At 39.3% G+C, this 25,699-nt stretch carries 35 protein-coding genes; 21 read left to right on the forward strand and 14 right to left on the reverse strand.

The annotated features are described in order from the left end of the window. Positions 1-170: 170 nt before the first annotated feature. Entirely contained in the window at positions 171-311 is a 141-nt protein-coding gene (locus tag SCI76_RS24410) for a hypothetical protein (RefSeq protein WP_176343797.1), read from the forward strand. Positions 312-778: 467 nt separating this feature from the next. Here the strand turns inward: SCI76_RS24410 and SCI76_RS24415 are convergent, their stop codons facing one another. From SCI76_RS24415 to SCI76_RS24425, 3 genes are all read right to left on the reverse strand, one after another. Next, positions 779-1,858 carry a PrsW family intramembrane metalloprotease gene (locus SCI76_RS24415; RefSeq protein ID WP_047750491.1) on the reverse strand — a complete coding sequence of 360 codons (1,080 nt, stop codon included), beginning with the start codon at positions 1,856-1,858 and terminating at the stop codon, positions 779-781. Between the two features lie 238 nt (positions 1,859-2,096). Next, a complete protein-coding gene (locus tag SCI76_RS24420; RefSeq protein ID WP_033580533.1) occupies positions 2,097-2,345 on the reverse strand; it encodes a hypothetical protein in 249 nt (82 codons plus the stop codon). A gap of 22 nt (positions 2,346-2,367) precedes the next feature. Next, a complete protein-coding gene (locus tag SCI76_RS24425) occupies positions 2,368-2,982 on the reverse strand; it encodes an SDR family oxidoreductase (RefSeq protein WP_328175039.1) in 615 nt (204 codons plus the stop codon). Positions 2,983-3,517: 535 nt separating this feature from the next. Between SCI76_RS24425 and SCI76_RS24430 the strand changes: the two genes are divergently transcribed. Further along, a complete protein-coding gene (locus tag SCI76_RS24430) occupies positions 3,518-5,005 on the forward strand; it encodes a hypothetical protein (protein ID WP_048018931.1) in 1,488 nt (495 codons plus the stop codon). Positions 5,006-5,082: 77 nt separating this feature from the next. Here the strand turns inward: SCI76_RS24430 and SCI76_RS24435 are convergent, their stop codons facing one another. Then, positions 5,083-5,805, reverse strand: coding sequence for a DUF421 domain-containing protein (locus tag SCI76_RS24435; RefSeq protein ID WP_231099203.1), 723 nt, complete (start codon positions 5,803-5,805; stop codon positions 5,083-5,085). A 327-nt stretch (positions 5,806-6,132) separates the two neighbouring features. Here SCI76_RS24435 and cspD point away from each other — a divergent pair, with 327 nt between their 5' ends. Beyond that, positions 6,133-6,330: a cold-shock protein CspD gene (cspD, locus tag SCI76_RS24440; RefSeq protein ID WP_013057877.1), complete on the forward strand. Its 198-nt coding sequence runs from the start codon at positions 6,133-6,135 to the stop codon at positions 6,328-6,330. A 242-nt stretch (positions 6,331-6,572) separates the two neighbouring features. Next, the gene (locus SCI76_RS24445) at positions 6,573-8,150 is read left to right on the forward strand and encodes a peptide chain release factor 3 (RefSeq protein ID WP_028414456.1); all 1,578 of its coding nucleotides are present in this window, start codon (positions 6,573-6,575) and stop codon (positions 8,148-8,150) included. Between the two features lie 97 nt (positions 8,151-8,247). Here the strand turns inward: SCI76_RS24445 and SCI76_RS24450 are convergent, their stop codons facing one another. Both SCI76_RS24450 and SCI76_RS24455 read right to left on the reverse strand, forming a co-directional pair. Then, a complete protein-coding gene (locus SCI76_RS24450; protein ID WP_013057875.1) occupies positions 8,248-8,574 on the reverse strand; it encodes a multidrug efflux SMR transporter in 327 nt (108 codons plus the stop codon). Continuing rightward, positions 8,571-9,104, reverse strand: coding sequence for a TetR/AcrR family transcriptional regulator (locus SCI76_RS24455; protein WP_048018933.1), 534 nt, complete (start codon positions 9,102-9,104; stop codon positions 8,571-8,573). Before SCI76_RS24455 ends, SCI76_RS24450 begins: the two co-directional genes overlap by 4 nt. Before the next feature lie 237 nt (positions 9,105-9,341). Between SCI76_RS24455 and SCI76_RS24460 the strand changes: the two genes are divergently transcribed. Beyond that, positions 9,342-9,917, forward strand: a complete 576-nt coding sequence (locus tag SCI76_RS24460; RefSeq protein ID WP_394556404.1) for a poly-gamma-glutamate hydrolase family protein — start codon at positions 9,342-9,344, stop codon at positions 9,915-9,917. Here the strand turns inward: SCI76_RS24460 and SCI76_RS24465 are convergent. Further along, on the reverse strand, positions 9,868-10,422 hold the full coding sequence (locus tag SCI76_RS24465) for an HAD-IIIA family hydrolase (RefSeq protein ID WP_047750495.1): 555 nt from the start codon (positions 10,420-10,422) through the stop codon (positions 9,868-9,870). The genes SCI76_RS24460 and SCI76_RS24465 overlap by 50 nt on opposite strands. 149 nt (positions 10,423-10,571) lie before the next feature. On the opposite strand from SCI76_RS24465, the gene SCI76_RS24470 reads away from it, so the two are divergent. Further along, on the forward strand, positions 10,572-11,894 hold the full coding sequence (locus SCI76_RS24470) for a helix-turn-helix domain-containing protein (protein WP_407544612.1): 1,323 nt from the start codon (positions 10,572-10,574) through the stop codon (positions 11,892-11,894). A gap of 157 nt (positions 11,895-12,051) precedes the next feature. Continuing rightward, positions 12,052-12,198 (forward strand): hypothetical protein, encoded by a 147-nt coding sequence (locus SCI76_RS24475; protein WP_165351766.1) that lies wholly within the window; start codon positions 12,052-12,054, stop codon positions 12,196-12,198. Positions 12,199-12,237: 39 nt separating this feature from the next. Here SCI76_RS24475 and SCI76_RS24480 read toward each other — a convergent pair whose 3' ends face one another. Beyond that, positions 12,238-12,681: a hypothetical protein gene (locus tag SCI76_RS24480; protein ID WP_028414451.1), complete on the reverse strand. Its 444-nt coding sequence runs from the start codon at positions 12,679-12,681 to the stop codon at positions 12,238-12,240. Between the two features lie 118 nt (positions 12,682-12,799). On the opposite strand from SCI76_RS24480, the gene SCI76_RS24485 reads away from it, so the two are divergent. The 9 genes from SCI76_RS24485 (at position 12,800) to SCI76_RS24525 (ending at position 18,249) form a co-directional block, all read left to right on the forward strand. Next, positions 12,800-13,018, forward strand: coding sequence for a DUF1659 domain-containing protein (locus SCI76_RS24485; RefSeq protein WP_013057868.1), 219 nt, complete (start codon positions 12,800-12,802; stop codon positions 13,016-13,018). 15 nt (positions 13,019-13,033) lie between these two features. Further along, positions 13,034-13,246: a DUF2922 domain-containing protein gene (locus SCI76_RS24490; RefSeq protein WP_013057867.1), complete on the forward strand. Its 213-nt coding sequence runs from the start codon at positions 13,034-13,036 to the stop codon at positions 13,244-13,246. A 55-nt stretch (positions 13,247-13,301) separates the two neighbouring features. Beyond that, entirely contained in the window at positions 13,302-13,439 is a 138-nt protein-coding gene (locus tag SCI76_RS24495) for a YvrJ family protein (protein ID WP_028414450.1), read from the forward strand. A gap of 84 nt (positions 13,440-13,523) precedes the next feature. Then, positions 13,524-13,937, forward strand: coding sequence for a BlaI/MecI/CopY family transcriptional regulator (locus SCI76_RS24500; RefSeq protein ID WP_028414449.1), 414 nt, complete (start codon positions 13,524-13,526; stop codon positions 13,935-13,937). 3 nt (positions 13,938-13,940) lie between these two features. After that, positions 13,941-14,792 (forward strand): M56 family metallopeptidase, encoded by an 852-nt coding sequence (locus SCI76_RS24505; RefSeq protein WP_028414448.1) that lies wholly within the window; start codon positions 13,941-13,943, stop codon positions 14,790-14,792. Between the two features lie 36 nt (positions 14,793-14,828). After that, positions 14,829-15,536: a thioredoxin domain-containing protein gene (locus SCI76_RS24510; protein ID WP_033580543.1), complete on the forward strand. Its 708-nt coding sequence runs from the start codon at positions 14,829-14,831 to the stop codon at positions 15,534-15,536. Beyond that, positions 15,536-15,946 carry a disulfide oxidoreductase gene (locus SCI76_RS24515; protein WP_028414446.1) on the forward strand — a complete coding sequence of 137 codons (411 nt, stop codon included), beginning with the start codon at positions 15,536-15,538 and terminating at the stop codon, positions 15,944-15,946. The genes SCI76_RS24510 and SCI76_RS24515 overlap by 1 nt, the downstream gene beginning before the upstream one ends. A 1,069-nt stretch (positions 15,947-17,015) precedes the next feature. Next, positions 17,016-17,498, forward strand: a complete 483-nt coding sequence (locus tag SCI76_RS24520; RefSeq protein ID WP_047750497.1) for a DUF2243 domain-containing protein — start codon at positions 17,016-17,018, stop codon at positions 17,496-17,498. Further along, positions 17,491-18,249, forward strand: coding sequence for a cytochrome c oxidase assembly protein (locus SCI76_RS24525; RefSeq protein WP_168761014.1), 759 nt, complete (start codon positions 17,491-17,493; stop codon positions 18,247-18,249). The genes SCI76_RS24520 and SCI76_RS24525 overlap by 8 nt, the downstream gene beginning before the upstream one ends. A gap of 38 nt (positions 18,250-18,287) precedes the next feature. Here SCI76_RS24525 and SCI76_RS24530 read toward each other — a convergent pair whose 3' ends face one another. Further along, positions 18,288-19,172 (reverse strand): YitT family protein, encoded by an 885-nt coding sequence (locus SCI76_RS24530; RefSeq protein WP_028409242.1) that lies wholly within the window; start codon positions 19,170-19,172, stop codon positions 18,288-18,290. A 302-nt stretch (positions 19,173-19,474) separates the two neighbouring features. Between SCI76_RS24530 and SCI76_RS24535 the strand changes: the two genes are divergently transcribed. Further along, positions 19,475-19,600, forward strand: a complete 126-nt coding sequence (locus SCI76_RS24535; RefSeq protein WP_016764808.1) for a hypothetical protein — start codon at positions 19,475-19,477, stop codon at positions 19,598-19,600. 98 nt (positions 19,601-19,698) lie between these two features. Beyond that, a complete protein-coding gene (locus tag SCI76_RS24540; RefSeq protein WP_328175037.1) occupies positions 19,699-20,172 on the forward strand; it encodes a hypothetical protein in 474 nt (157 codons plus the stop codon). Positions 20,173-20,200: 28 nt separating this feature from the next. On the opposite strand, the gene SCI76_RS24545 is transcribed toward SCI76_RS24540, so the two are convergent. Beyond that, entirely contained in the window at positions 20,201-20,659 is a 459-nt protein-coding gene (locus SCI76_RS24545; RefSeq protein WP_047750500.1) for a GyrI-like domain-containing protein, read from the reverse strand. 251 nt (positions 20,660-20,910) lie between these two features. On the opposite strand from SCI76_RS24545, the gene SCI76_RS24550 reads away from it, so the two are divergent. Continuing rightward, complete coding sequence (locus SCI76_RS24550; protein WP_063247342.1) at positions 20,911-21,345, forward strand: hypothetical protein; 435 nt, start codon at positions 20,911-20,913, stop codon at positions 21,343-21,345. Positions 21,346-21,431: 86 nt separating this feature from the next. On the opposite strand, the gene SCI76_RS24555 is transcribed toward SCI76_RS24550, so the two are convergent. Continuing rightward, entirely contained in the window at positions 21,432-21,659 is a 228-nt protein-coding gene (locus SCI76_RS24555) for a hypothetical protein (protein ID WP_048018940.1), read from the reverse strand. Positions 21,660-21,787: 128 nt separating this feature from the next. Here SCI76_RS24555 and SCI76_RS24560 point away from each other — a divergent pair, with 128 nt between their 5' ends. Continuing rightward, positions 21,788-22,786, forward strand: coding sequence for an NADP-dependent oxidoreductase (locus tag SCI76_RS24560; RefSeq protein WP_168761011.1), 999 nt, complete (start codon positions 21,788-21,790; stop codon positions 22,784-22,786). Between the two features lie 40 nt (positions 22,787-22,826). On the opposite strand, the gene SCI76_RS24565 is transcribed toward SCI76_RS24560, so the two are convergent. After that, complete coding sequence (locus tag SCI76_RS24565; protein WP_028414439.1) at positions 22,827-23,459, reverse strand: YitT family protein; 633 nt, start codon at positions 23,457-23,459, stop codon at positions 22,827-22,829. Positions 23,460-23,876: 417 nt separating this feature from the next. Here SCI76_RS24565 and SCI76_RS24570 point away from each other — a divergent pair, with 417 nt between their 5' ends. Further along, positions 23,877-24,701, forward strand: coding sequence for a 5'-nucleotidase, lipoprotein e(P4) family (locus tag SCI76_RS24570; RefSeq protein WP_168761010.1), 825 nt, complete (start codon positions 23,877-23,879; stop codon positions 24,699-24,701). Here SCI76_RS24570 and SCI76_RS24575 read toward each other — a convergent pair. Together SCI76_RS24575 and SCI76_RS24580 are read right to left on the reverse strand one after the other, a co-directional pair. Continuing rightward, positions 24,694-24,909: a hypothetical protein gene (locus SCI76_RS24575; protein ID WP_168760335.1), complete on the reverse strand. Its 216-nt coding sequence runs from the start codon at positions 24,907-24,909 to the stop codon at positions 24,694-24,696. The two genes, SCI76_RS24570 and SCI76_RS24575, sit on opposite strands and share 8 nt — an antisense overlap. A gap of 191 nt (positions 24,910-25,100) precedes the next feature. Further along, entirely contained in the window at positions 25,101-25,670 is a 570-nt protein-coding gene (locus tag SCI76_RS24580; protein WP_034270344.1) for a GNAT family N-acetyltransferase, read from the reverse strand. Positions 25,671-25,699: the final 29 nt, after the last annotated feature.

Consider the following 25,699-nt stretch of genomic DNA (forward strand, 5'->3'; position numbering starts at 1 on the left):
GTTTCTTCAGCTGTCGTTCCTCTGAATGCAAGAACATCCCGCCGTTTACATAAACTCGGGATAAGCGGTTGTTTTACATCTATTTGTGAATTTACTTGTTTTTTATAAGAAGAAAAGGGAATACTTTCTTTAATCACTTGTGATAGAAAGCTAATAAGGGGCATGCTGCTATGAGTAGTCAACAAGATGAATTTTTATTTAAAAGAGAGCTCTATCGCTTAGTACAAGAATACAAACGCTGTAAAGCTGAAGAGATTAGACGGGCAATTAAAAAGGATATTCTTCTTTTGAAGAAGGTTATAAATAACTGAAATAGACAAAAACTAGAAAAAAGCTCATGTTAGTTAATAAATGAGCTTTTTTGCCTGCTTTAAACTTGTTCAAACGAATTAGTATGTCTGTAAATGGTCTTGGGAAGAGTATGGATCATGTTAAACAGAGCTAACGCAGTTGTTTCTGATTCTTCATAACGATAAATGATATCGTTTTCAACATCGCAGATTTGAAAACTGTTTAATTGTTTTGAATAACTTAGTGTAAACCTATTGGCAAGAGTATGAGTAATGTCGCTATCTCTATAATTTACTAAATTTGCTATCATATGCTTAATTTCAGTTAGGTTCATCCACCAAGTCACCCTTTCATGTTATTTAGGTTATCATACCATGTCCAGGTAATTTGAATACTGTTTTTTACAATTTGTAACAACAATTTTCAAAATGAAACATAAAGGTAATAAAAAGTTAAAACGAGCAGCTAAACGCAAGCTGAACATTTCCTATGAGGGTGTAGGCTTTTCTTTGTAATAGGTCAACTCCAGCTTTTTATCCGCGATTTCTTTTAGCCCAATACGAATCATACTGAATACCAAAATCCATAATATAACCGTTAAAATCGTATGTCCAGCTGGGAAAATACCTAGTACAGGTGAGTCCCAAAGAGCGTGCATAAAAACGACAAGCAAAAATACACCGAAAAATTTTGGTTTTATCAACATGCTCCACTGAAATTTCTTATCTCCTTGCACGATGCAGATGGCAGCGCCAGTCAAGGCAGCCCAAGCCACATGTCCTCCAGGAGCAAAAATACTGCGCCAGAGTATTGTAGAATAGAGCATGTGAAAGCTGCCGGAAAGAAGTGCTCGCAAAGCATAGCCAGCGGTTTCAAAAGCAGCAAAACCAGCTCCTATTGCAGCTCCTAAGAGAAGTCCGTTAAGGATATATCTATATTTAAGATTGCGTACAAAATAAATAACAGCGATAACTTTAGCCAGTTCCTCACATATTCCAATCACGATCACGTTTGTGTTATTTCCAAGAATATCATAAAACACAAGTGCTAATAAAAGTGAGAGGATTCCGCCAATAAAAACGACATAAACAATTTTGTAAATAGCAATATTCTGCGGAGCGTTCATTTCCCAAAAGAAAATGAGCGTAGTAAATGGCACTGCAAAAGCACCGACTACAATAAGACCGGGTATAAAGTTGATGTTTTCGAATAAGCTTACGCCTAGATATAGTCCTAAGTATGCGACAAGCGCAATAAGAAAGACCCTTGCAAAAAGCCAAGGCTTTGGCCATGTATTTACAACCTCTTCTATTTTAGGAGTCGTAAGCCCTGTTCCTACAATAAAAAGCCGTTCAGCTTCCATTTCACTGTGCTGTCGGAAGACTCGAGAGAATATATTTCGAAATTTAGGTTCAACCGAACGTTCATTTCTTGGAATTTTATCAACACGATGGGCAAACAAGTAGAATATGCTGTAGTTTTCATCGTGGTCCACGATTTCATGGCCGCAATTTAAGCAGAATTTTACCCCTTCCGGATTAGAATAAGCGCAATGGGGGCATTTCATTTATCTTCCTCCTCTTTCTTTTGACGCTTGTCTTACGATATCTTCTACATATATTATGTGAGTTGATGAAAAAAAGCATAAGAGGGTTTGGCAGGTAATTTGCTTAAATAATGGAATGGTACAGAAGCTATTGCTGAAAGAGACCTCATGAAAGCTAAAAAGGCTGCGCCATAAGGCGAATATTCGACTTACAGCACAGCCCTTTATATGATTAAAAATGTGGATGTTTATAATGCTACTACGCAATAAAAAAGCTTCCTGAAATAAAAATGATGACACCAATGACCATCATTAATGTTTCGCGGTCTTTTTTTCCTGTTTTTTTATTAGCAGGAAGCAGCGATTTTGAAAGAGGCTTGGCAAAAATGATGACAAGCATGCAAACAGCAGCAAAGATGCCAAGCGCCACTTGAAAATTACCTTCAATAAAGACGCATGCCATTAAAAGTACAAGACTTATTTTTAGAAAAATTTTTGATAGGTTCACTATCAACACTCCTTTAGAACACTTAATACGAAAGACTTAGTGATTTTTTTATGTGCCTGTTGTTTTCTACGGCTTGAAGGAGAAAATGAGCGACATCAGAACGGCTGATGTTGCGTCCGTTTTCTGGTATGCTAGCTTCTCCTATACGATAATACGTGGTTAACGAACCGCTCGTTAGACCCATTGGCCGAGCAACGGTCCAGTCGAGTCCGCTTACCTTCAAGAGCTTCACGGCTTCGTGATGGTCGCGAAGCACATTTTTTAAAATACGCTGAGCAAGCCAGCCCGTCATGCCTGGAATTTCTCCGTCGATTCCGGCTGAAGCCGTGTAGGCGATACGCTGAATTCCGTTTTCGTTCATACATTGAATCAGCAGATTTGTCGTTTCTACTAAAAGGGTAGAATGCCCTAGATTTTCGGTTCCCAGACAAGAAATGACTGCATCAGACCCTCGCATAGCCTGACACACTTCATAATAATCCAGCACGTCGCCTTGTATGATGTGTACGTTCGCATGCGTTATCTTAAGCTTAGATGGATTTCGCACAAAAGCTTTTACATAATGTCCGTTTTTAATCGCTTGCTTGATTACTTCCTGTCCGGTCCTGCCGCTTGCGCCAATCAAAAAAATGTTCATACGATCAACCCTTTCGTTTCAATGTAGGTAGTAAAAACGAAATTTTCTTTTACCATAACACATTTTTCTCGATTTAGCTTGTCAAAACATAAAAGCTGCTTACGCGATTCATCAAAGTAAGAGGTATCCTCTGTTCTTTTTTAAAACTTATGTCATAGACTGTCTAGAAAACAAGGAAATGTACGAACGGTTTATAAAGGTGTTTAATGCTATAGAAGCGAAAGGGTATTATAAGAATAAGGGACGAACAGAAGGGGCGATGCACGATGAAAAAATCGGTAAGCCGAGCACGTGTTATCATAGTACTAATAGGTTTTCCGCTCATCTTTCTCATTATGGCGCTTGTGACGGGTGAGTGGCGATATATGACTTGGATGATCCCGCCTGCACTGATGTCATGTTGGACGGCACTCTTCGTATTAAGAAAGCAAGAAGAAAGATAACAGGAAATTTGAACTATTGCATCGAATTTATAGAAAAAGTATAAAATGATAGAAAGCTATAGTAAGAAAATTTAATGAAGGACGGTGTGAAGATGAACGGACAACAGTTATTGTATGGGTTGCTTACGTCTAAAGGCGATATCCTAAGAGCTGCTTATGTGTTATGTGACCACCGCATTTATACGGAAATGTCAGCACGGTATCAGCAAACGGAGCATACGGATTTTCAAGCATCATTGGTAGAAGAAATGAAATTGCTTGAAAAACAGCCTGAAGTAGACATGCATCTGCATATTTTGCTTGAAATGGCGAAGTTTTTTGAACTTCCCGTTTCTCATGCTACAACAAATGGCGAGCTGTACGAGTTAAGCGATAACATTGGAAATTTGCTTGTATCTAAATACAATGAGCTGTTTTCAATTGCACGCTGTCATACGCTAGAAGACGTGATGCGCCATCAAATCCGACTGTTCTTTCATCTAATTGATTCGCAATACATGATTGCTACAAATCGTCAGCAAGCTGTGTTTCAGCAGCAGCTGATGAATTGGATTGAGCAGCTTCCTCCCATGTATCAAGAAAGAATGATTGATGTATTAGGAGACTATCAGCAGGCAGCGCTTGTGAAACTGCTGCAAAAAAAAGGGACAATCGAGCTATACAAACAGCTTCCTCCGCACGCATACCCTGCTATTTCAGGCCTTATGGCAACCGTAATGAGTATCTTTATTCCCGTTAATTACCCGCCAGCACTGCTATTTAGTATGAATGCGCCGCTTTTTTTAATGGCGAGCTTTGAAAGTCATGAAATTATTGCAAAACGCAAAGAAGCTGGAACGTTTTTACCACTGTTATTAGTAGTTGTTCAGCTGATGTGGACGTACAAGCTTGAGCATCAGGATGAGCTGTTGAATTATCAGTCTCTATTGATCAAGTGGTCATCTGTACACACAACGTATCAAGATTATGTAAAAAAGAAAGAGCAGTCACTGTTTGATCGTGAACGGTTAGACAACTTTATTTATAAAACAGAGCAGTATGTTAAGCAGCTCCGCGCTACGGAGAAAAAGACGGTGAAACAAATTGAAACGCTCAAAACAGCCATTCGCCATCAGCTTGATGAAATGGAGCTCACATCGTTAAACGGAGGGCTTGTGCTTCAAAAAATGATTGAAGAGCATGAATCATTAAAACAGGATGTAGAAGAACTGCAGCGCAAGCTTTCGATTAAAGGTGACTTCTTCTCTAAAGTAAGGCTGACGTTCCGTTCTGCAGAACGAGCTGTCAAAAGCAAAGTGAAAGAAGTAGAGCGTAAAAAAGTGCTTATGCAAATGACGGACTTTATTTTAGCAAATCGCTTGCCCGTATGCGTGGATATTCAAAATGAAATTTATGATTATCAAGACGAGCTGACGACGACTATTTTTCAAATTAATCAGCAGGTCGAGCTGCTTGAAGAAACAAAACAAAGCCGCCAGCTAGCCGATGCAAAAGTACGCCGCTATGATCAAGAAATAAAGCGATTTGAGCGGAACTATTATGGCTTAAAAGAAGGAACAGTTGAAGAAATGGCGCAGTAAAACTGGGACAAACGTATTTTATCCGAACGAGTTTGATTCTTTATGGAGAATTAAACTCGTTTAGTTATGTCTCAACCTTATTCTCTGTCTGTAGGAGCGGACAGCTGATCTTTATACTCATCTACATAGAGCATGCCGTTTGTTGACACAACTGCATACAGCACTTGGTTCAACTGAAGCTGACGATTTGAAAGCTCAAGGTTGATCCATTGTTCGGTATATTGAGGTGTTAAATTTTTATGAATAATTTCTCCGTCCATGATGAGTTCTACCGGTAAATTCATTTCTTTAAACGGCTTAGACAAAACGTCCTGTTTGGCAATGTTTTGATAAGCAGTTTTCTTTAATACCGACAGTTTTCCGCTTACTTCTAAAACAGCAAATTCTACTTCAGCAATGTTGAACGTTCCTAGTTCTCGTAAATGCTGATTCAAGTCGTCAATGGAATATTTGACTTTTTTCATATTTGCTTCAAGAAGCTTTCCTTTTTCCATAATAACCGTCGGGCGTCCTGTAATCCATTTTCGCAAGCGCCTGCTTTTTAGAGCTGTTGATGCTAAAAGAAAATGAATAGCCACAAGAAAAGCAAAAGAAGCGAACATCGGCAGAAATTTTAATTTTAAATCAAATCCCATATTTGCGATGAACGACCCAATAATGATGGACATCGCAAACGTAAAATGATTGTTATGGGTGTTAATTTGTTTTCCAATCAGGAAAGTTGTAATGCTTAAGATAATAAAAGAAACAAAGGTCCTAAGAAGGGACATGAGAATGTCTTCCATAGGTTGTGATGTCACCTGCTTTCTCATAAATAGAAAGAGTATCTATCTCTATAGCGTTATCCATTTAAAGGATCGTTATACAAGAAAAAACATCAAGAGGAAGTGCGGATAATTCGTTCATATTCGGCTGCTTAAAAAGGGCTAGAAAGGCTGTAGGTAAGGGATAGAAGCGAACAAAAAGAATGTGCAAATTCCTTTGAAATTTTTTGGAGGATTTGTTACAATAAAGGTGCTTATTTTTGTTCGGTAAGGATAGTTCGAAGTGTTCGTCTTGACTTATTGTAAGAGCAGGAATAGAGTAATACACAATGTGTGGATTGTCACACAAGGAGGAAAAGAGATATGTTACAAGGTAAAGTAAAATGGTTCAACGCTGAAAAAGGTTTCGGTTTCATCGAAGTAGAAGGACAAGACGATGTATTCGTTCATTTCTCTGCTATCCAAGGCGAAGGTTTCAAAACTTTAGAAGAAGGTCAAGAAGTTACATTTGAAATCGTTGAAGGCAACCGTGGACCACAAGCTGCTAACGTTCAAAAGTAATTTTTTTTATAAAGTTTAAGCCGATCAGCAGAACGTTTCTCTGGTCGGTCGTTAAACTAAACTGGGAGAAGGCCCCTTTTATAAAAGGGGTCTTTTCTTGTTCGCTTTTTACACCTTGTTGACGATTTCTTTGATTTTGCAGAAGTATTCAAATATGAAAAAAACTAGTCACGCAGTATAAAAAAAGCGTATAATGAAATGATGAAAATAGGAATTGTAGAGCAGAAAGGATTTTAAAACGTATGAGCAACCAACTTCAAGAAACGATGGTCGATTCACGTCGTACATTCGCCATTATTTCTCACCCGGATGCCGGGAAAACAACGTTAACAGAAAAAATGCTGTTACTGGGCGGAATGATTCGTTCAGCCGGAACGGTTAAAGGAAAAAAATCAGGCAAGTTTGCTACATCTGACTGGATGGAAATTGAAAAACAGCGTGGAATTTCAGTTACATCAAGTGTTATGCAGTTTGAGTATAAAGATCACTTTATTAACATCTTGGATACACCAGGACACGAAGACTTCAGTGAGGATACGTATCGTACCTTAACAGCTGTAGATAGTGCGGTCATGGTTATTGACGGAACAAAAGGAATTGAAGCACAAACGCTTAAGCTTTTTAAAGTTTGTCGTATGCGCGGTATTCCCATCCTAACGTTTATCAATAAATTAGACCGTGAAGGAAAAGAGCCGCTTGAGCTGCTTGAAGAAATTGAAGATGTACTTGGTATCGAATCATACCCTGTAACGTGGCCAATTGGCATGGGGAAACGATTCCAAGGAACGTATGACCGTTTTTCAAAGCAAATTGAAGTGTATCAAGGAAACAAAGAGTCTTATTTTGCAGACTTTGACGGTGAAAATATCGACGATGAAATTAAAAAACACGTCGATGAAATGTATTTACCAGGCTTAGTGGATGATTTATCTCTATTAGACGAAGCAGGTAATGATTTTTCAATTGAAAAAGTAAAGCAAGGCTTATTAACGCCTGTTTTCTTCGGAAGTGCGATTGCGAACTTCGGCGTACAGTCTTTCTTTAATTCATTTTTACAATTAACATCACCGCCGCAGCCTCGTGAATCAACGAATGGCACCGTTCAGCCTACCGATGAAAACTTCTCAGGTTTCATCTTTAAAATTCAAGCGAACATGAACCCAGCTCACCGCGACCGCATTGCGTTCGTACGCGTATGTTCAGGAAAATTCGAGCGTGGAATGAACGTAACATTAGCAAGAACGAACCGCAAAATGAAGCTAGCGCAGTCTCATCAGTTCTTGGCATCAAGCCGTGAAACAGTAGACACAGCGTATCCAGGGGATATCATTGGCTTGTATGACTCAGGTACGTATCAAATTGGCGATACCATTGTAGGAGAGGGAAAAGTATTCGAATTCGACGCTCTTCCAAAGTTCCCGCCTGAACTGTTTGTAAAAGTTCGTGCGAAAAACGCAATGAAATCCAAGCACTTTGAAAAAGGAATTAATCAGCTTGTACAAGAAGGGGCGGTACAGCTTTACCGTACGCCGTTCTTTGGAGATTATATTTTAGGAGCAGTCGGTGAACTTCAGTTCCAAGTATTTGAACATCGTATGAAAGGTGAGTACAATGTCGATCTTGAATTCACACGCATGTCTCACAACATTGCAAAATGGGTAGACAAAGCAACAATTGAAGATCGCATGCTAGATTCTCGCGTGATGCTAGTAGAAGATCGTGATAAGCATGCTGTTCTTATGTTTGAAAACGATTTTGTATGGCGTTTGTTCCAGGACAAATATCCATCTGTTAAATTCCTAGATCCGTTTAATCTATAAAAGAGTATAAAAAAAGGAAAACGATACATACTACTTTCATAAGTAGACAGTCGATTTTCCTCCTTTGCTTAAGAGTCAGTATTTACTGGCTCTTTTTTTAATGAGCCACTGATTTTAAATTTAAAAGAATGACTCCTGCAATGATTAATACGATGCCAAATACCATCGTAAGACTGCCGCTTTCTTTCCAAATGACTACACCAATCACAGCTGTCACAGCAGTTCCTACACCAGACCAAATGGCGTATGCAACGCTGAGCGGAATGTGCTGAAGCGATGTGGAAAGCGCATAGAAAGCAAGACCAAATCCTAATAAAACACCAAGACTAGGCCAAAATTTTGTAAATCCGTTTGATGCTTTTAACATAGATGTACCAAATAACTCTGAACTAATTGCAATTGCTAAAAATAAATAGGCTTTCATCGAAAACCCTCCTCTGTTAATTTCCGAAGTTGTTGTTGAATCTGTTTTTGCATGTCTGGATCCACGGGTGCGAGCCCAAACATTTGGCTGAACCATAATCCATCGGCTGCTAAGCGCACAATGGTAGCAAGGACAGGGTCAATGCCATCTTGTTCAATATGGTGCTGCCACTTTTCGTAGTGTTTTTGAAGGTGCTGCAGAAGTTCAGGATTCGTTGCAATACCTGCAAGCAACCCTGCGCTCATCGCTTGTTCACGCTGAAGGTCATGAAGGGTCTCAGCGAGATAAGCCCGGCTCCATTTGCCAGGAGAATTGTCATGTTCAACTTGTACGTTTAGTCCGTCATCATATTTCTTGGTGACTGAATACAGCATTTGCTGAATCAATTCATCTTTTGATGAGAAGTGGTACAACAAGCCGCCTTTACTAACACCGGCTTCTTTTGCTACTTTTTCAAGCGTCAAATTTCCAACGCCGTCACGCTGCACAACCTGAGTGGCCGCAAGCAATATATCATCATATGTAGACACATGAATTTCCTCCTTTTTGATTTTCCCTAGAATACTTTACCGTCTGGACGGTTTGTTTGGCAATACTTTTATTTCGAATTTCAAAAAAAATTTTTGTGCACACTAAAATATAAAGTATAAAAACAAAAATGAACGCGTAAACAAAGGGTTAATCCGTTTACTACTTTTACTATATGAAGAAAAAGGAAAATTAAAGCCTGGGTATATGAAAGATAAAAGAAAGGTGTGAAGAAACAGATGAGGGATGTGTATCAAAGTTTTCAAGAATTATCTCAGTGTGAACGAGCCGGAATCGATTACGAAATAGAGTGTGTCATTCGCCGGAGAGAAATTGTCGTGCTTGCGATTCACGGAGGAACGATGGAAATTGGGACAGAAGAAGTAGCGGAAAAAATAGCAGAAAAGCTGAACGCAACGGTGTACGTATTTAAAACGCTGAAAACAGAAAATCCGTTTGAATTACATGTTACGTCTGCAAACTACGATGAAGAAATGGCGCGTCATCTTGTGAAAAAATCAGAGATCACAATTTCTCTTCACGGTGCCTATAGCGATGTCTGTACAACTTATATTGGAGGAAGAGACGAAAAGTTAGAAAAAGCGGTGCGTCAAGCACTTTCGAATTTTCCGATCAGTGAAACGCCCGTACATTTAAAAGGCGTTTCACCTCGAAATATCGCCAACGACAATCAGCGGAATAAAGGACTGCAGCTTGAAATCACCACTCCGCAGTATGAACAATTATTACAGGATGAGCAGCTGTTCAACGAGTATGTGAATGCGATAGTATCGGCTGTGAACTCAGTGATGTAAAGATAAATTCAACAGCTTTCTGTATATCGGCTGCAATAAGAGTTGGTTGTACATCAGCCCACTTTTCTCGTTCATGTAACGTGTCATGCCCGGCACCTGTTAACACTAAAATGCAGTGAGCGCCTGCTGCACTGGCCGCTACTAGGTCTTTCCACCGGTCGCCAATCACGATGCAGTTAGCCAAATTTAAGCTGTGCTCCTCCGCTGCTTTTAACAGCATGCCGGGGTTTGGTTTGCGGCACGAACAGGCGTCTGAATCTTCATGAGGACAAAGGTAAACATCATCAAATCCAAAAGCTAAAAGTTCAGAGATAAACTGTGATTTATTTACCTTTCCTTTTGCAACATCGGGCTGATTTGTGAAGGAAAACAGCGGAATGTTTTGTTTTTTTATGTCTTTAATCGCTTGCTTTGCTTGGGGGAACAGCTGAAAATCACCTGGATATTGAATGTCATTACTGCCTCCAATCGTTCCGTCTCGGTCTAAAAATATTGCTTCAATCATGTTATTCACCTCTTTTTCTATCATAATATAAAACAGGATGAATTTGGTAAAAATTTTGTTTTTTGAAAAAAATCAAAGAAATATGACTGTCTTTTTACTTCTCATCATATGGATAAGTTAAATAGAAGTGGTGAGGAGGGGGAAGACAAGTGAACGAAGAATCGTTTTATTCACCATTTATAAGCGAAGAAGGAAAGAAAAAAACAATTGGAGAAATTGAGTTTTCAGATGTGCAGCGCATGATGGAAAAACATTTAGAAGAAGGCTATCAGCTTGAGTTCAAGCGCGAAGTAAGCTCAACGGTCAAACGGAAAATCCCAAATATCATCGCTTCGTTTGCCAATGAAAAAGGAGGGTGGCTTATTTTTGGCGTAGATGAAGACGACCATTCCATTAACCTGCTCGAGCGCAAGGAATATGAGCTGTTTATTAATAATATGCTGAAAGATGTCACCAATCCCATTCCTCGTATCGTTACGCGCTTTTTATCACCTGAAGATCACCCCGGGCAAGGTGTTTTTGTTATTTGGATTCCCGAAGGTCCGAACCCTCCGTACATGTCTTACGGGAAAATTTACAGAAGAATTGGAAGCGGCACATCTCCGGTTACGGAAATCGATGATCGCTATCATTTAGATCGTCTTTATCAAAAATCGGAGGATCAAACGCAGCGAATAGAGGAATTTTGCACAAAAGAACTGTCTATCTATAACAGAAAGTGGCCGATGCACGGGAAAAGCTATATTCATTACGGGATGTGTAATATGTACGTGCTGCCAATATATGATTTGCATTTAATTGAACAAATGGAAGAAGAACGGTTAAAGCAATATATTTTAAGCAAGTCTAGCGAACCAAAACACTATCGTTTGGACGATGAGAGTACGGTGATGCTGCATACACCGTTTGTCAAAGCTTCTTATTCAGCGGAATCCATCATTTTTCGAAGCACAGATGTAATTGATGCATATGATAAAACAATTGCGTGGGAGCAGTTTTATAACGGATCAGCTAAGTTTCACATTCCTATTCCGTATATGGAAGAACCAAAACAAATTCATGACGTGCTGAAATCCAGCATTTCAAGCTACATTGATGAGACGATTTTTGAGCAGTTTCAATATATAAACGGACCCTTTTTTCTTACATCTTTAATCAGCTGCATCGGCGGATACATCGATTGTATGATGGAATTAAAAACTGAGCTCGAAGACATGATTATTGTAATTGATTTAGAGAACGTTCGAAATGATGTGCTTTACTTTCCGCATCAGCAGTTTCAAACATTTCTAGAAGAAGAAGGGCTCGTCTTTTCAGATAAAAAGCAGTATCGGTTTAATCAATCATTTAAAACAACAAAACTAGGGGGAAACGTCGAGCTTCTTGCCTACGTTGATTATATCGTAACGGCGTTTGGGCTTTCAAAAAACCAGTCCATGGACTTTCTTAAACATTCGTTAAACCGAGTATAAAATATACAATTTTTTGACAATAGCTAAAAAAATGACAAAAATGAAAAAAAGTATGATAATATCTTTCGTAAGTAATGAGCAAGTAAAGAAGAGAAAGGGGACTCTTTTTTACAGCTGCCGTTGCTAGGTAGGGTTAAACATAAGGGGAGAAAAAGTAATGAAAAAAGCGACATCCATACTTCTAATTGTCCTAGCACTTGCTGGTCTAGGAGGAGTATGCGCTGCTTATTACCATTTGGAGCAGCAAAAGCAAACGGAAGAAATGACGTATGAACAGAACTACATAACCGTAAGAAATGCATGAAAAAACCAGCCGATCGGCTGGTTTTTTTGGGGTTTCAAGTCATAGTAAGTAAAATAAAGATTTTGCTTGTTCAGTTTTTTTAAATAACTCCAATGATGTATAGACGCAAAATAGAAAGCCAACGCTTGAAAAAATAAAAAACAAGCGGAGAAAAGGGCGTTTTTTTTGAATGCGAAAGTACGTAAAAACAACGAGTGAACATACAAGCAGTACGCTCATAGCAGCAAATCGAATCGCGAGCTCTGCTAAATCATCAACCGTGCTTTGAAACAGTTTTAGCGTTTCATCGTTCAAATCAGTCTCAGGAATGTTCGTTTTGTCTTGCTGATTTAACACCCCTACATCCCATTTTTCTCGACTATAATCATGAGAAACCGTGTAGTAAAACGGACCAAGCTTTTTTTCATCTGCACCGTCATCAGCAAGTGCTGAAGCTGGATGCATGAATGCTAGAACAAAAAATAAAAAGCTCCACTTTCTCATTACCAAAGCCTCTTTCTAACTCAGACTATCTCCCATTATAAACCAAAAATTTTTGTGTTTCCATCATCCCTCTTTCCTATTTCCATTTCTATATATAAAGTGAAAGGGGGAATAAAAGATGGCAGAAAAAATTCAGCATTCAAGCCAGCTTCGCTTAGTATTAGAACAAGGAATAAAAGAGGATGGAAAACCCGATTTAAAGACAAAATCCTATATGAACATTCAGCCGGGAAGTTCTGCAGATGCACTCATTACAGCAAGCGAAACCATTGCCAGCCTGCAGTCGCTGCCGCTTGTTGAAATCAACGAAGTTGTCACGTTTTCACTTTTAAAATAAGAAAAGAGGTAGAGTATGAAAACTTTAACGATGCAGTTTTTGAATGAGTCACAAAAAGCAGTAAGCCTATCGATTGAATCACCAAAAGATACGTTAGACGCAGCAGCCATCACAGCAGCAATGAACGCGCTGATCGCAAGCGATGTCTTTACTTCAAGCGGCGGAGCGCTCGTTGCCAGAAAAGGCGCCCAAATTGTCGAGCGAAATGTAACCGAATTTACGATTTAAAAATGAAAGTCCTTCCACTTAGGTGCGAAGGGCTTTTTTAAAAGGAGAGAGGAAGATGGCAGAGTGGTTTACGCTTGTTTCAGACGTTGGGTTTCCTATTGTGGTGACGCTTTATTTACTTCACCGAATCGAAGCCAAGCTCGATACAGTTGTGCTGTCCATTCAGCATTTAACCGATGAAGTAAAAAAGTGATTATGACAATTGTAAGGCGGTTGTCATGGAAAAGTTGACGGATTTGACACCTCACACTACAATTAGTAGTGTGAGGTGTCGAATATGAAAATTGAAAAATTCAAATTTAACGAAACCGGCCTTAATCGCTTTTTTGGCCCGCTTGAAGCAAAAATTATGACGGCTTTATGGAACGGAAGTGAAATGTCCATTAAAGACGTGCAGCACGTGCTTGAGAAAGAAAAAACAGTTAACTTCAACACCGTTATGACCGTTATGAATCGATTGGTGGAAAAAGGCGTGTTGCAAAAGCGTTTAAAAGGACGTACGTCGATGTATCAGCCGATTCTTTCTAAAGAGGAATTTATCGACGCTCAGTCGAAAGAGTTAACGCACGAATTGATCGATGAATTTGGCTCGCTTGCTGTTACTCATATGCTTGATGCGCTAGAAGAAGTCGATGATTCACTGTTAAGTATGCTCGAATCAAAAGTCAAACAGTTAAAAAAGGATGAATAATCAATGAATCAAGGAATACTAAAGCGTTCTAAGCTTATTTTTAACCTGTGCTTTTTTATTGCCGTGACGTTGCTTATGCAAATGGGGATGTATGTGCTGCATTTGCTGTTTGGATGGAATTTATCGTTTAACTTAATTTTACTTTGTAACAAAGTAGCCCACTTTTTCGGCTTGTTTTTTATTGAATACATGCTGAATGCCGTTATTTTTCACACGATGTTTGTACTGTTCATTAAAGCTGTAAAGCAAGTGATTCAAATGCGGAAAGTCCGTAAAATGATTACGAAGCTGCGAGATGAAACAACAACGGCTGACCTGCAAAAAGCGTACGGAAAGGATTTAACGGTCTTAACAACAGATCAGCCCATTGCCTTAACGATGGGGCTGTTTACACCGCATATCGTCCTGTCTACAGGGTTGCTGTCGGTGCTTGATGAAAATGAACTCGAAGCCGTTATTTATCACGAGCAGTCGCACGTTGCAAACAAAGACCCGCTCAAAACGTTTTTGCTAAGTACGCTTGCCTCTGCATTATGGTATATTCCATTTATTAAATGGAGCCATAAACGCTTCAAAGTTATGCGTGAAGTGCTGGCTGATCAAGATGCCATTGTGAAAAATGGCACGCCTGCTCACATCGGCAGCGCGCTTTTAAAAATGGTGAAAACGGGACAGACAAGTCTCTCGTGTGCGCACGTATCGTTTGCTGATACGTCTGTTAATTATCGCATTCAATATATTTTAAATCCGGAAACGAAAATGCCGATGCAGCCTCCTGTTATTTTAACGCTGACGTCGCTATACGTGTTTTTTATTTTGTGTGCGCTGATTTTTACAGCTCTAACAGCTTTGTAAGTTTGTAAGAGAGAAAGAAAAGAAGGAGATGAGATTGTGTCAAAAGCAAAGAAAAAGAAAAAAGTAACGCCCAATCAGCAAACATCCTCAAGCAAGTGGATTTTTTGGGTGATTGGAATTATTGCGGTCTGTATTTTAGGGTTAATCGTCCTTTCGAATATGTCAAAGGGCGGAGGAGATGAAAAGGCCGCTCTTACATATGATAATCAGCCGTATCTTGGAAAAGAGTCAGCTCCGGTAGAAGTGGTAGAGTTTGGAGATTACAAATGCCCGGCTTGCAAAAACTTCACGGAATCCTTTTTCCCGCTGATTCAAAAAGATTATGTGGATACAGGTAAAGTGAAATTCTACTTTATGAACTATGCATTTATCAACAACGACTCCTCTCGTGCAGCAGAATTCGCCGAAACGGTATACAAAGAGCTTGGAAACGATACATTTTGGAAATTCCATGAACTTCTTTATAAAAAGCAAAACGCAGCGGACGAAAAGAAAGATGTCTTAACGGAATCCTACTTAGAAGATACGCTGAAAGAAGTGTCAAGCGATGCCGATGCGAAAAAAGTAGCGAGTGCATTTAAAGACGGAAAAGGAAAAGATGCGTTTAATCAAGATATGAAGACAGCCAATGACTTAGGCATCACAGGTACACCAACCATTTATGTAGGCGGCAAAAAATTCGAAGGAAAAACAATCGATGACTTTGATCAAATGGTCAAAGATGCGGCTAAGGAGAACAAATAATGAACAAGTCTTTGGTTTTCGGGTGGATTACAGCGCTTATCGCGATGCTTGGAAGCTTGACGTTTAGTGAAGTTCTTCACTTCATCCCGTGCGAACTTTGCTGGTATCAGCGAATTTTAATGTATCCGCTCGCGATTGTGCTAGGCGTAGCCGTGTACCGGAATGATACGTTCATCTACAAATACGTCCTGCCGTTTTCGGTGATTGGTATGGCGCTTTCAGGCTATCATTATTGCCTGCAGAAGATACCGGCTCTTAAAGCATTTGAAACGTGTACAAGCGGTGTTCCTTGCTCAGGTCAATATATTAACTGGCTTGGATTTATCACCATTCCTTTTTTAGCGTTTATTGCGTTTACCATTATTACGATTATGATGCTTGTTCTTCGCAAGCAGATGAAAAAAGCTTAACCTCCGGGTTAAGCTTTTTTTATCTGAAAACAAAAAAAGTCCCGCTTACAAGAAGCGGGTGCAAATAGGGTACATCTATGAAAAATGATGAAATTGTTTTGACAAGAACAGTATATAAAAGAAAAGTGAAAAAACGGTGAAAAGAGAAAAGCTTTTTTAAAAAATATGCTTTTCTTATAAAAAAAGCCCCGCTCACAAAAAGCGGGGAATAAATAGGGGTCATTTATGAAAAATGATGAAATTGCTTTGACAAACTTAGTATACAAAAGAAAAGTGAAAAAACGGTGAAAAGATGGAAGCTTTTAGAAAAAATAAAAAAAGACCTGTTTTGGGGAAACAGGTCACTAGAAAGGGAGTAAAACTATGAAAAAATATGCTAATTGGCTTTACATGTACTATCTTACCGCCCAATAGTGAAAAAACAGTGAAAAGAAACATCAAACAAAAAAAGACCTGCTCTGGGGAAGCAGGTCTTCACAAAGGAGTAAAACTATGAAAAAAATATGCTAATTGGCTTCGCAAGTACTATCCTATACCTTTATGGTGAAAAAACGATGAAAAGAGAAGCAGGATATAAAAAAGACCTGTTTTGGGGAAACAGGTCATTAGAAAGGGAGTAAAACTATGAAAAAATATGTTAATTGGCTTCGCAAGTACTATCTTATACTTTTATGGTGAAAAAATGATGAAAAAAGAAACTGGATATAAAAAAAGACCTGCTCTGGGGAAGCAGGTCTTCAAAAGGAGTAAAACTATGAAAAAAATATGCTAATTGGCTTCGCAAGTACTATCCTATACCTTTATGGTGAAAAAATGGTGAAAAGAGAAGCGGGATATAAAAAAGACCTGCTTTGGGGAAACAGGTCATTAGAAAGGGAGTAAAACTATGAAAAAATATGCTAATTGGCTTCGTAAATACTATCCTATACCTTTATGGTGAAAAGATAATGAAAACGAGGTTAGGTTATAGCTCCTATTTTTCCATATTATAGATTCATTTCTCTTTAATAGGGTATACGTTCATTAGAATCGATATAAACTTAAAGAACTGGCAGGGAGGGATATATATATGGAAAAGAAGCACGAAGCAACTGCAAATCAGCGCGTGGTTCACCGCGCTCGAAATAGCTGGTCAGGCTTTTTGTTTGGCGTAGGGTTAGTTGCTTTTATTGATGAAGCAGTGTTTCATCAGCTGCTTCATTGGCATCATTTTTATGATAAGTCCACAACGGCCGCTGGTTTAGTGTCGGATGGTTTGTTTCATGCGTTCAGCTGGTTCGCTACAATCGCATCACTTTTTATGGTGGCAGATCTAAGGCGCCGGGGCGGCTGGTGGGTGAAAAGGTGGATAGGAGGAGTATTGCTTGGAGCGGGGGCGTTTCAGCTTTATGACGGGACCGTTCAGCATAAGCTTATGGGCCTTCACCAAATTCGGTACGGAGTGAAGATTGCACCTTACGACATTACGTGGAATGTACTTGCATGTTTGATGCTGCTTATTGGCATCATGTTAACATGGTTTACACGTAAACAAGGTGCACATCATGATTAAATATGAAGTACTATCTCAGCTTTTATTAGCCCTGCCTTTTGTCGCTGCCTTTTTTTTATACGTGTGGGCTGTAACGTCTTCAAATGCAACGTATAGAAAATGGTCATTATATAGGACGTCCAGCTGGACACTTGGTATTTTATGCGCCATATCTTCTGTAGCAGGACCGCTCGCAGCTCGTGCTCATATGGACTTTACCGCGCATATGACAGGGCATTTGCTTTTAGGTATGCTAGCTCCGCTTTTAATGGCGTTAGGAGCACCTTTTACACTGCTGCTTCGCACGCTTCCGGTTCATGCAGCTAGAAAGGTGTCAAAATTTTTAAAAGGGCGGTTTGTTCGGTTCATCAGCAGTCCGGTGACAGCTTCTGTTCTTAACGTAGGAGGACTTTGGATTCTTTATACAACAAGTCTGTATGGCATGATGCATCACTCTTTTTTCGTGCATGTCGCTGTACATATTCACGTATTTTTAGCCGGCTATTTATTCACCGTATCGATGATTTCAATTGATCCTTCGCCGCATCAAAAAGCTTTTACGCACCGAGCGTTCGTATTGGGTCTTGCTCTTGCCGCTCACGGTATTTTATCAAAATATGTGTACGCTCACCCGCCTATGCACGTCTCGGTAGAAGAGGCGCAGCAAGGGGCTATGCTGATGTATTACGGAGGCGATTTAATCGACTTATGTTTAATTGTACTTCTTTGTTATGAATGGTTTAAGCGGGTTCAAAAAGTCTCTTTTACATAAAAACGCCCAGAAAGCATCATGCTTTCTGCGCGTTTTTTTTAGTGAATGTTTCGTTTTTTAAAGCGTCCGCCGCGGACTTCGGTAATATCTGCAACGGCTAAAAAGGCAGTAGGGTCAAAATCTTCAACAATGGTTTTTAGCTTTGATTCTTCAAGGCGCGTAATGATGCAGAAAATCACCTTTTTATCATCGCCCGTATAAGCACCTTCACCGTGCAAATAGGTAACGCCTCGACCTAGACGCGCATTAATCGCATCGCCGATGTCATCAGAATGATCACTAATAATCCAAGCTGATTTTGATTCTTCCAATCCTTCTACAACTGTATCAATGGCTTTAGCCGCAATGATGTACGCAAGGATGGAATACATGGCGCGGTCCCACGTGAACACAAATCCCGCTGCTCCTAAAATGAAGAAGTTGAAAAACATTACAATTTCTCCCACAGAAAACGGAATTTTTTTACTGATTAAAATAGCAAGTATCTCCGTACCGTCAAGCGCTCCGCCGTAGCGAATTACGAGTCCAATTCCAATTCCGAGAATAATCCCTCCAAAAACGGTAGCAAGAAGAACGTCTGCGGTAAACGCGGGGACATGGTGAAACATAGAAGTTAAGATGGATACAACCAGTATGCCAAAAATAGTGGAAAGGGCAAATGTTTTTCCCATTTGCTTGTACCCGATAAATACAAACGGAAGATTTAGTACAAAAAGAAAGATTCCTAGATTTACGCCGGTAATATGCGAAAGCATGATGGAAATACCGGTAATTCCTCCGTCAACAACGTGGTTTGGAACAAGGAAGATTTCAAGTCCTGTGGCCATGAGCAGGGCACCGATCGCAATGGCGATAGCCCTACCAAATACCTGCCCCTTGGACAGCTTTCGGTGCTGAATTTTCGCTTTTTCGAGTTCTGTCATTTGCATGTCTCCTTTGATGTCTCCTATGTATTTCTCACTTTAGAAAAGTGAAACTATCTTTAATTATACCTTACTATGCACAATTAGTGGGGATAGACGGCTTAATTACTTGTTTCAACCTATAAAAAAAGCCTGCTTTAGAGTCATAAGCAGGCTTTTTAAGGAGTAAAACGATGAAAAAAGATAGTTGGCTTCACGGCTTTAACTATATAGAGGCTTGATGAAAAAATGATGAAAATGCCGGCATGTGCGGCAAGAAAATCGGGGATACTAGTTAAAAAAGGCCAAAAGGAGATGACGAAATGAGCGTGTGGATGATGTATAATCACTTGATGCATTCGCAAATCTTTTTAAGCAGCGTATTAATTAGCGGTATTCTTCTTGTTAGCGGAGGATTTGTGTACGGCAGAATAATGAGTAAGAAGTGAACCTAATATTGCCGCGAATAGGTTGTTAATGGAAGATGCTCAATAGTAGCTTGGTTAATGTTATACTTGCTCCATAAGCTTAGCGTGGAGGTGTCAGCATGAGCAAGCATCATGATCTAACAGCATCATACGGAGAATCGCTAGTGACGTGTGAACATCAGTTTGAAGCTAGCTATTACTATCATCAAGTGCGCGAACAGTGCATGAATCATATTCATGAAATAAGCAAAGCGGTAGCTGAATTCACCGTTGATTTTACAGATGAAAGTTTGAAAATATTAGAGCTTCTTTACTATGATCTAGAAGACGGCGATCGCTTTGACTGTTTTTCAATAACAAAAGAAGAATTCGAAGAGTGTATGGGCGTATACTTTGGTGAGGTGGTTACGTCTACGATTGATGAAGCGCGCTGGGTTGTGAAAGAATATCCGCTTATGGAAAACAAGTATGTGACCGGAATTGAAAAAGGGAATCTTTCACTCATGTTTCCCCATGGCTTTTTTAACCATAAAGAGCGTCATCCAGAGTGCGTTTTTACTCTTTATCATTTATATAAACAGCTGCAAAAATAGGAAAAAGGTGAACGTAAGTTCACCTTTTTTAATGTCCAAGCTTTATGGGAATATAAATATCCATTTCATATGTATCACTATATAAATTGCCGTGTATAGCTGTATTTACAATTTCAAGAGCAGGACCTTCAATCATGCTGTAAGGAGAGTTCGGCAGCCATTCATTCCAGATGCTGTTATACGTCGACCCAAGCGATGTAATGGGACCTCTGTGTTTAAACTGCAGGTATGTAAACGAAGGAAACGTATGAACGCTCATACCGCTTGGAATACAAGCCGTATCAGCCACTTCTGTACCTGCAATATAAAAATAATTTTCTCTTTTCGGAGCCATGCAAATGCCTGTAATCATATGAGGTTCTTTTGAAGAAGTAATCATTTCTTTTTCTTTAAGTATTTGCTTCAAAAGATTCTCTTTTTGATACTCTCCGTTTTTTGCTATGCCTATCACTGAAAATCCTTCTTTATATACAACTTTACCTTGCATAATCCACCTCGAATTTTTCAAGCTCTAGCTTTTATTCTATCAATCATAAATTACTTTACCGTGATTGTAACATAATCTTAAGTAGATATCGATGCAGAAAATGGAACATTACAGTAGCCAGCTTTTGTGAATTAAGAAATAGTTTTAACAAGCTGGTTTAAGGAGGTCTTTGAACTCTTAGTCATGTAAACCAAAAGGTAAGTATATACTTTATTACCGTATATTCCATATAAATAAAGGGAGGGAAAGTAATGGGAGACTTGATTCAAAGCCAGCTGAATATATTTTCATCGCAGTCTCAAAACGTGCAGTCGTTGACTTACGGTTCTGAAACGAGCATTTTAACAGTAAATGCTGAGACCAAAAAAAACAATCAGAAGATGAAGATAGATGGATTTGCTACAGTTGAAGCAAACATTCCTCTTGGATTAACTAGTTATCAATACGGGGTAACACTTAGAGTATATAGAAATTCTCAGCTTTTGTTTTCACAGAATTTACAGCAAGGAGCTGCAGCCGTTTTAACACTATCATTCACTCAGCAAAATGTTCTTTCTTTTACATGGGTAGATACAGTAGCATCAATTGGTACATACACGTACTCAGTCAGAATGGAATTTTTTGTCCGTTCTTCAACTGGGGTGACCGTTCAAACGACCACCCGTACAATTGCGATTACTACATAAAAACAGCGCCAGAATTCTGGCGCTGTTTTTACTAATACAACACTTTATTTATATAACGTTTATGAAGAGTAAATCCGGGAAACTCCTTAATATAAGTCAAAATGGTAGCTAAACCAGTAGTCGTCCTGCACGTTCTTTGTGTTTGAAGCGACAATATGCTCATGACCTTGTTCATCCGTGGCAATCCAGTTATAGTTGATATCCATTTTAATCGGATACATATTGCCTTTTTTAAACAAAATAACGGGGGGAGTTACTTCAACAAACTCGTTTAGTTTTTTAACAACATTTTCTTTACAGCGCATTAGCTCCATGTCTTTTTCTCCTTCGGTGTTATTGCACAATCATATTTTTTGCATTGTGCACAATATATAATTTAAAATAACAAAGGTAAGTTTAGCACATTTTACAAAAAACAGAGAAATAAAAAGGAGCGATATCGATGAATGAACAAATTTTATTAGCAGAACGCCCAAAGGGAATGCCAACAAAAGATACGTTTAAATACGAAAAAATTGAAATGCCTACAGCGAAAGAAGGCGAGGTACTTGTTCAAACACTTTACCTTTCTGTTGATCCGTATATGAGAGGACGCATGAACGATACAAAATCATATGTTCCTCCATTTGAGCTAAACGCACCGCTTGCAGGCGGCATTGTAGCACGCGTAACGGAATCAAAATCAGATCGCTTTAAAGAAGGCGATATCGTGACAGGTATGCTTCCTTGGAAACGCTATTCAGCCGCAGAAGCAAAAAACTTACAGAAAGTTGATCCAGAGCTAGCGCCAATTACAACGGCTATCGGCGTTCTTGGTATGCCTGGTCTCACAGCTTACTTTGGACTGCTTGAAATCGGTCAGCCAAAAGAAGGCGAAACAGTAGTCGTTTCCGGTGCAGCAGGTGCTGTTGGATCTGTTGTTGGTCAAATCGCTAAAATTAAAGGCGCACGTGTTGTCGGCATCGCAGGTTCTGAAGATAAAATTGCTTATTTAAAAGATGAGCTCGGATTTGATGAAGTGATTAATTATAAAAAAGGAAATGTGAAAGAAGCATTGAAAGAAGCGTGTCCTAATGGAGTTGATGTTTACTTTGAAAACGTCGGCGGAGAGATTTCAGATGCAGTTGTTAGCTTATTAAATAAATTTGCGCGCATTCCACTTTGCGGCCAAATTTCACTGTATAACTTAGAAAAACAAGATGTTGGACCACGTGTTCAAACACCTTTATTAATTAACAGTGCGCTAATGAAAGGGTTTATCGTAGCCGACTATGCTGACAAATTCCCTGAAGGCATTAAGCAGTTAGGCGAATGGGTGCAGCAAGGGAAAATCAAGTACAGCGAAAACGTTGTAGAAGGTTTTGAAAATGTACCTGAAGCGTTCCTTGGGTTATTCAAAGGAGCAAACTTAGGAAAACAGCTTGTAAAAGTAGCAGAATAAGCGTAAAAAAACCGTGCGGGATCATTTCCGCACGGTTTTTTTACATAGTTGAAGCCGTTTGTTGCTTGGCTTCTTCTTCGATATGTTCACCAGTTCGTTCGATTGGCGAGCGTTTGTGATAGCGTCCAAGCAGTCCTGTCATGATGAAGATACCGATTAATGAATAAAGAACTTGAACTACGCCGAATACCACTGTTGCAGAGCCTACAATCAACACATCTGTCAAAAGCATTGTTTTACCTGGATTAATGCCAAACCTCTTATCAAGAAACACGCATAGCATGTTGATTCCGCCAAGAGAAGAGCCGTGACGAAACAAAAAGATTAGTCCAATGCCGACGATAATGCCGCCCATAACCGCGGCTACAAGCGGATGCGGAAGTGCAAATGAAAAGTTGGCAGCTAATAAATCGGACATCACTGACATCAAGCTAACGCTGATGAAGCTTTTTATCGTAAACTGCAGTCCAATTTGTGTAAGAGCCATAAAATAAAACGGTAGATTGATGATAAAGAACAATACCCCAAATGAAATACCGGTTAAATGCTGCAGCACAATGCCAAGTCCTGCCGTTCCGCCAATAACGAGGTTAGAAGCGGTTAAAAATTGAATTCCGATGGCAACGCATAAGCAGCCAAAGGTAATCCATCCCCATTGTTTTACGTGATTCATATCTCCATCCCCTTTTGTATATTTATACAATACTTTCGATAGAAAACACCGTCTTTTAATTCACAAAATCTATTTTACTATATATCTTTTCAAAAAAAAGCACTTTTGTGAGAGAATCTAACACAAGATAAAAAGTTAGATAATTCAGATTTATTGAGTTCTTCTGGAGCAAATGAGTGATAAGCCGATATGTTTCTAAAAAAAAATTAAAAAGAAAGAATGAGAAAAACGGATTTTGGAAAATGTATAAACAAATATTTGGATAATGGTCAAAAAAAGGGAAGGAATATCAGTTAAAACGAACTATTTTAATTATTAATTAAAATATTATTCGTATTTGTGTTGATTTTTTGTTTGATTGAGGTAATATATAACATTATTAGCATGAAAATATGTAGAGATGGAAGTGGATGCAAAATGAATAAGAAATTATCAGCGTTGACAGGGGTGGCTGTACTTGCTTTTTCGCTTACAGCATGTGCCCCTCAGCAGGAAAAAGAGGTTTCTGCTGAGAAAAAAGAACCCGTTCAAAATCTAGCTGATCAGCAAATTATGGCGGACGCTTGGTACCAGACATCCGGCGAGATGAAAGCTTTGTATTACCAAGGCTATAATACAGGGAAGCTTCGTTTAGATAAGACGCTTGCAAAAAGTACCGATAAAAAGCCTGCCATTATTTTGGATTTAGATGAAACCGTGCTTGATAATAGCCCATTTCAAGCTTCAGCCATCAAAACGGGTAAAGGATTCCCTTATAAGTGGGATGAATGGGTGCAAGCAGCAAAAGCGAAAGCAGTGCCAGGTGCTGTCGATTTCTTGACGTATGCAGATCAAAAAGGTGTAGATATTTACTACATTTCAGGCCGTACAACTTCTCAGCTTGAGGCAACAATTAAAAACCTAAAGAATTTACATATTCCTCAAGCAACCAAAGACCATGTGCTGTTGACAGGTCCAAAAGACGAAGGAAAAGAAACGCGCCGTCAAAAAGTAGCGACGAATCATAATGTAGTCCTGCTGTTTGGTGATAACTTATCTGATTTTAGCGGCTTTGATAAAAAGTCGATGAACGATCGAAATAAGCTTGTAGAAGAACAAAAAGAAGCATTTGGTCAAAAGCTAATTGTGTTTCCAAATCCAATGTATGGAGATTGGGAAGGAGCTATTTATAACTACGACTACTCAATTTCGGACAAACAAAAAGATAAGCTTCGCCGCGAACAGCTTCAATATTTTAATTAAAAAATAGGTTGAAACATAACGAAATCGCTCCAATCAAAAGGCGAACAAATTGGATACATGAGCTGAACCGCTTGTTACACCGCTGTTGATTTCCGTACAAGACTTCGCTTTCCGCGGGCGGCCGATGAGCCTCCTCGTCGCTTCTCCCCTGCGGGGTCTCATCTATTCCGCTTTTCCCGCAGGAGTCTTCGTCTTGCCCTCCAATCAACAGCTGGTATCACCTGCATTGAATGAAACCTGTGTTCAGCATCACAATAAAAAATCCGAACGAGGTTGATTCTTCATTAAGAATCAACCTCGTTCGGATTTCTCTTCAACTCACATATTGTTGTCCCAGCTTCTTTTAATCTTTTTACTATACCCTATTTAAACGATAGCTTGTACAAATGATCCTGCTTTTTAAGAAAGAAGCCACGGAGCATAAGGAGCTTGCTTCCACTCGTGTTTTAACATGCCATAAATTACAAGATCGTGGTAGTGGTCATATAGATATTCACCTTCTCTGCAAATGCCTTCTTCCGTAAAACCTAGACGCGTAGGGATGGCTTTGCTTTTTTCATTATTAATGCCGCAGCGTATTTCGACTCGATGAAGGTTTAACGTATTAAATGCATAATTCAGGCATCCGTGTACTGCTCTTGTCATAATGCCTTTTCCTTGGAAATCATGTCCAATCCAATAGCCGAGACTTGTACTTTTATTTCCCCAATTAATTCCGTGGAAACCAATCATTCCGGCGATTTCTCCGTAGTACCGAATGATCGCCTGGAACCCTTGGTTATTATAGTATTGAGCTCTCCATTCAGGGATGAGTTCATCATAGTCAGCAATACTTTGCATGCTATCTACCCATGGGAGCCATTCTTTTAGGTAAGGTCTTGACTCGTTAATAAGAGAAAGCAAGGGGAAAGCGTCAGTTGATTCAATTAAATGCAAACTAACTTCGTCATCAATTTTGTATTCAAACATACGAAAGCCTCCTGTGATGATGGGCCTGC

This window comes from Priestia sp. HNGD-A6 (genome assembly GCF_045784335.1).
GTDB classification, from domain to species: Bacteria; Bacillota; Bacilli; order Bacillales; family Bacillaceae_H; genus Priestia; species Priestia zanthoxyli.

What these genes read in the sequence shown, in the direction of transcription:
- SCI76_RS24535 (WP_016764808.1), top strand. Translation starts at nt 19,475, where the DNA reads ATGAGCGTGTGGATGATGTATAATCACTTGATGCATTCGCAAATCTTT.
- SCI76_RS24460 (WP_394556404.1), top strand. Translation starts at nt 9,342, where the DNA reads ATGAGGGATGTGTATCAAAGTTTTCAAGAATTATCTCAGTGTGAACGA.
- SCI76_RS24545 (WP_047750500.1), bottom strand. Translation starts at nt 20,659, where the DNA reads ATGCAAGGTAAAGTTGTATATAAAGAAGGATTTTCAGTGATAGGCATA.
- SCI76_RS24560 (WP_168761011.1), top strand. Translation starts at nt 21,788, where the DNA reads ATGAATGAACAAATTTTATTAGCAGAACGCCCAAAGGGAATGCCAACA.
- SCI76_RS24500 (WP_028414449.1), top strand. Translation starts at nt 13,524, where the DNA reads ATGAAAATTGAAAAATTCAAATTTAACGAAACCGGCCTTAATCGCTTT.
- SCI76_RS24450 (WP_013057875.1), bottom strand. Translation starts at nt 8,574, where the DNA reads ATGAAAGCCTATTTATTTTTAGCAATTGCAATTAGTTCAGAGTTATTT.
- SCI76_RS24530 (WP_028409242.1), bottom strand. Translation starts at nt 19,172, where the DNA reads ATGACAGAACTCGAAAAAGCGAAAATTCAGCACCGAAAGCTGTCCAAG.
- SCI76_RS24495 (WP_028414450.1), top strand. Translation starts at nt 13,302, where the DNA reads ATGGCAGAGTGGTTTACGCTTGTTTCAGACGTTGGGTTTCCTATTGTG.
- SCI76_RS24445 (WP_028414456.1), top strand. Translation starts at nt 6,573, where the DNA reads ATGAGCAACCAACTTCAAGAAACGATGGTCGATTCACGTCGTACATTC.
- SCI76_RS24525 (WP_168761014.1), top strand. Translation starts at nt 17,491, where the DNA reads ATGATTAAATATGAAGTACTATCTCAGCTTTTATTAGCCCTGCCTTTT.
- cspD (WP_013057877.1), top strand. Translation starts at nt 6,133, where the DNA reads ATGTTACAAGGTAAAGTAAAATGGTTCAACGCTGAAAAAGGTTTCGGT.
- SCI76_RS24580 (WP_034270344.1), bottom strand. Translation starts at nt 25,670, where the DNA reads ATGTTTGAATACAAAATTGATGACGAAGTTAGTTTGCATTTAATTGAA.
- SCI76_RS24415 (WP_047750491.1), bottom strand. Translation starts at nt 1,858, where the DNA reads ATGAAATGCCCCCATTGCGCTTATTCTAATCCGGAAGGGGTAAAATTC.
- SCI76_RS24430 (WP_048018931.1), top strand. Translation starts at nt 3,518, where the DNA reads ATGAACGGACAACAGTTATTGTATGGGTTGCTTACGTCTAAAGGCGAT.
- SCI76_RS24490 (WP_013057867.1), top strand. Translation starts at nt 13,034, where the DNA reads ATGAAAACTTTAACGATGCAGTTTTTGAATGAGTCACAAAAAGCAGTA.
- SCI76_RS24475 (WP_165351766.1), top strand. Translation starts at nt 12,052, where the DNA reads ATGAAAAAAGCGACATCCATACTTCTAATTGTCCTAGCACTTGCTGGT.
- SCI76_RS24570 (WP_168761010.1), top strand. Translation starts at nt 23,877, where the DNA reads ATGAATAAGAAATTATCAGCGTTGACAGGGGTGGCTGTACTTGCTTTT.
- SCI76_RS24555 (WP_048018940.1), bottom strand. Translation starts at nt 21,659, where the DNA reads ATGGAGCTAATGCGCTGTAAAGAAAATGTTGTTAAAAAACTAAACGAG.
- SCI76_RS24425 (WP_328175039.1), bottom strand. Translation starts at nt 2,982, where the DNA reads ATGAACATTTTTTTGATTGGCGCAAGCGGCAGGACCGGACAGGAAGTA.
- SCI76_RS24410 (WP_176343797.1), top strand. Translation starts at nt 171, where the DNA reads ATGAGTAGTCAACAAGATGAATTTTTATTTAAAAGAGAGCTCTATCGC.
- SCI76_RS24565 (WP_028414439.1), bottom strand. Translation starts at nt 23,459, where the DNA reads ATGAATCACGTAAAACAATGGGGATGGATTACCTTTGGCTGCTTATGC.
- SCI76_RS24520 (WP_047750497.1), top strand. Translation starts at nt 17,016, where the DNA reads ATGGAAAAGAAGCACGAAGCAACTGCAAATCAGCGCGTGGTTCACCGC.
- SCI76_RS24550 (WP_063247342.1), top strand. Translation starts at nt 20,911, where the DNA reads ATGGGAGACTTGATTCAAAGCCAGCTGAATATATTTTCATCGCAGTCT.
- SCI76_RS24515 (WP_028414446.1), top strand. Translation starts at nt 15,536, where the DNA reads ATGAACAAGTCTTTGGTTTTCGGGTGGATTACAGCGCTTATCGCGATG.
- SCI76_RS24480 (WP_028414451.1), bottom strand. Translation starts at nt 12,681, where the DNA reads ATGAGAAAGTGGAGCTTTTTATTTTTTGTTCTAGCATTCATGCATCCA.
- SCI76_RS24505 (WP_028414448.1), top strand. Translation starts at nt 13,941, where the DNA reads ATGAATCAAGGAATACTAAAGCGTTCTAAGCTTATTTTTAACCTGTGC.
- SCI76_RS24485 (WP_013057868.1), top strand. Translation starts at nt 12,800, where the DNA reads ATGGCAGAAAAAATTCAGCATTCAAGCCAGCTTCGCTTAGTATTAGAA.
- SCI76_RS24540 (WP_328175037.1), top strand. Translation starts at nt 19,699, where the DNA reads ATGAGCAAGCATCATGATCTAACAGCATCATACGGAGAATCGCTAGTG.
- SCI76_RS24465 (WP_047750495.1), bottom strand. Translation starts at nt 10,422, where the DNA reads ATGATTGAAGCAATATTTTTAGACCGAGACGGAACGATTGGAGGCAGT.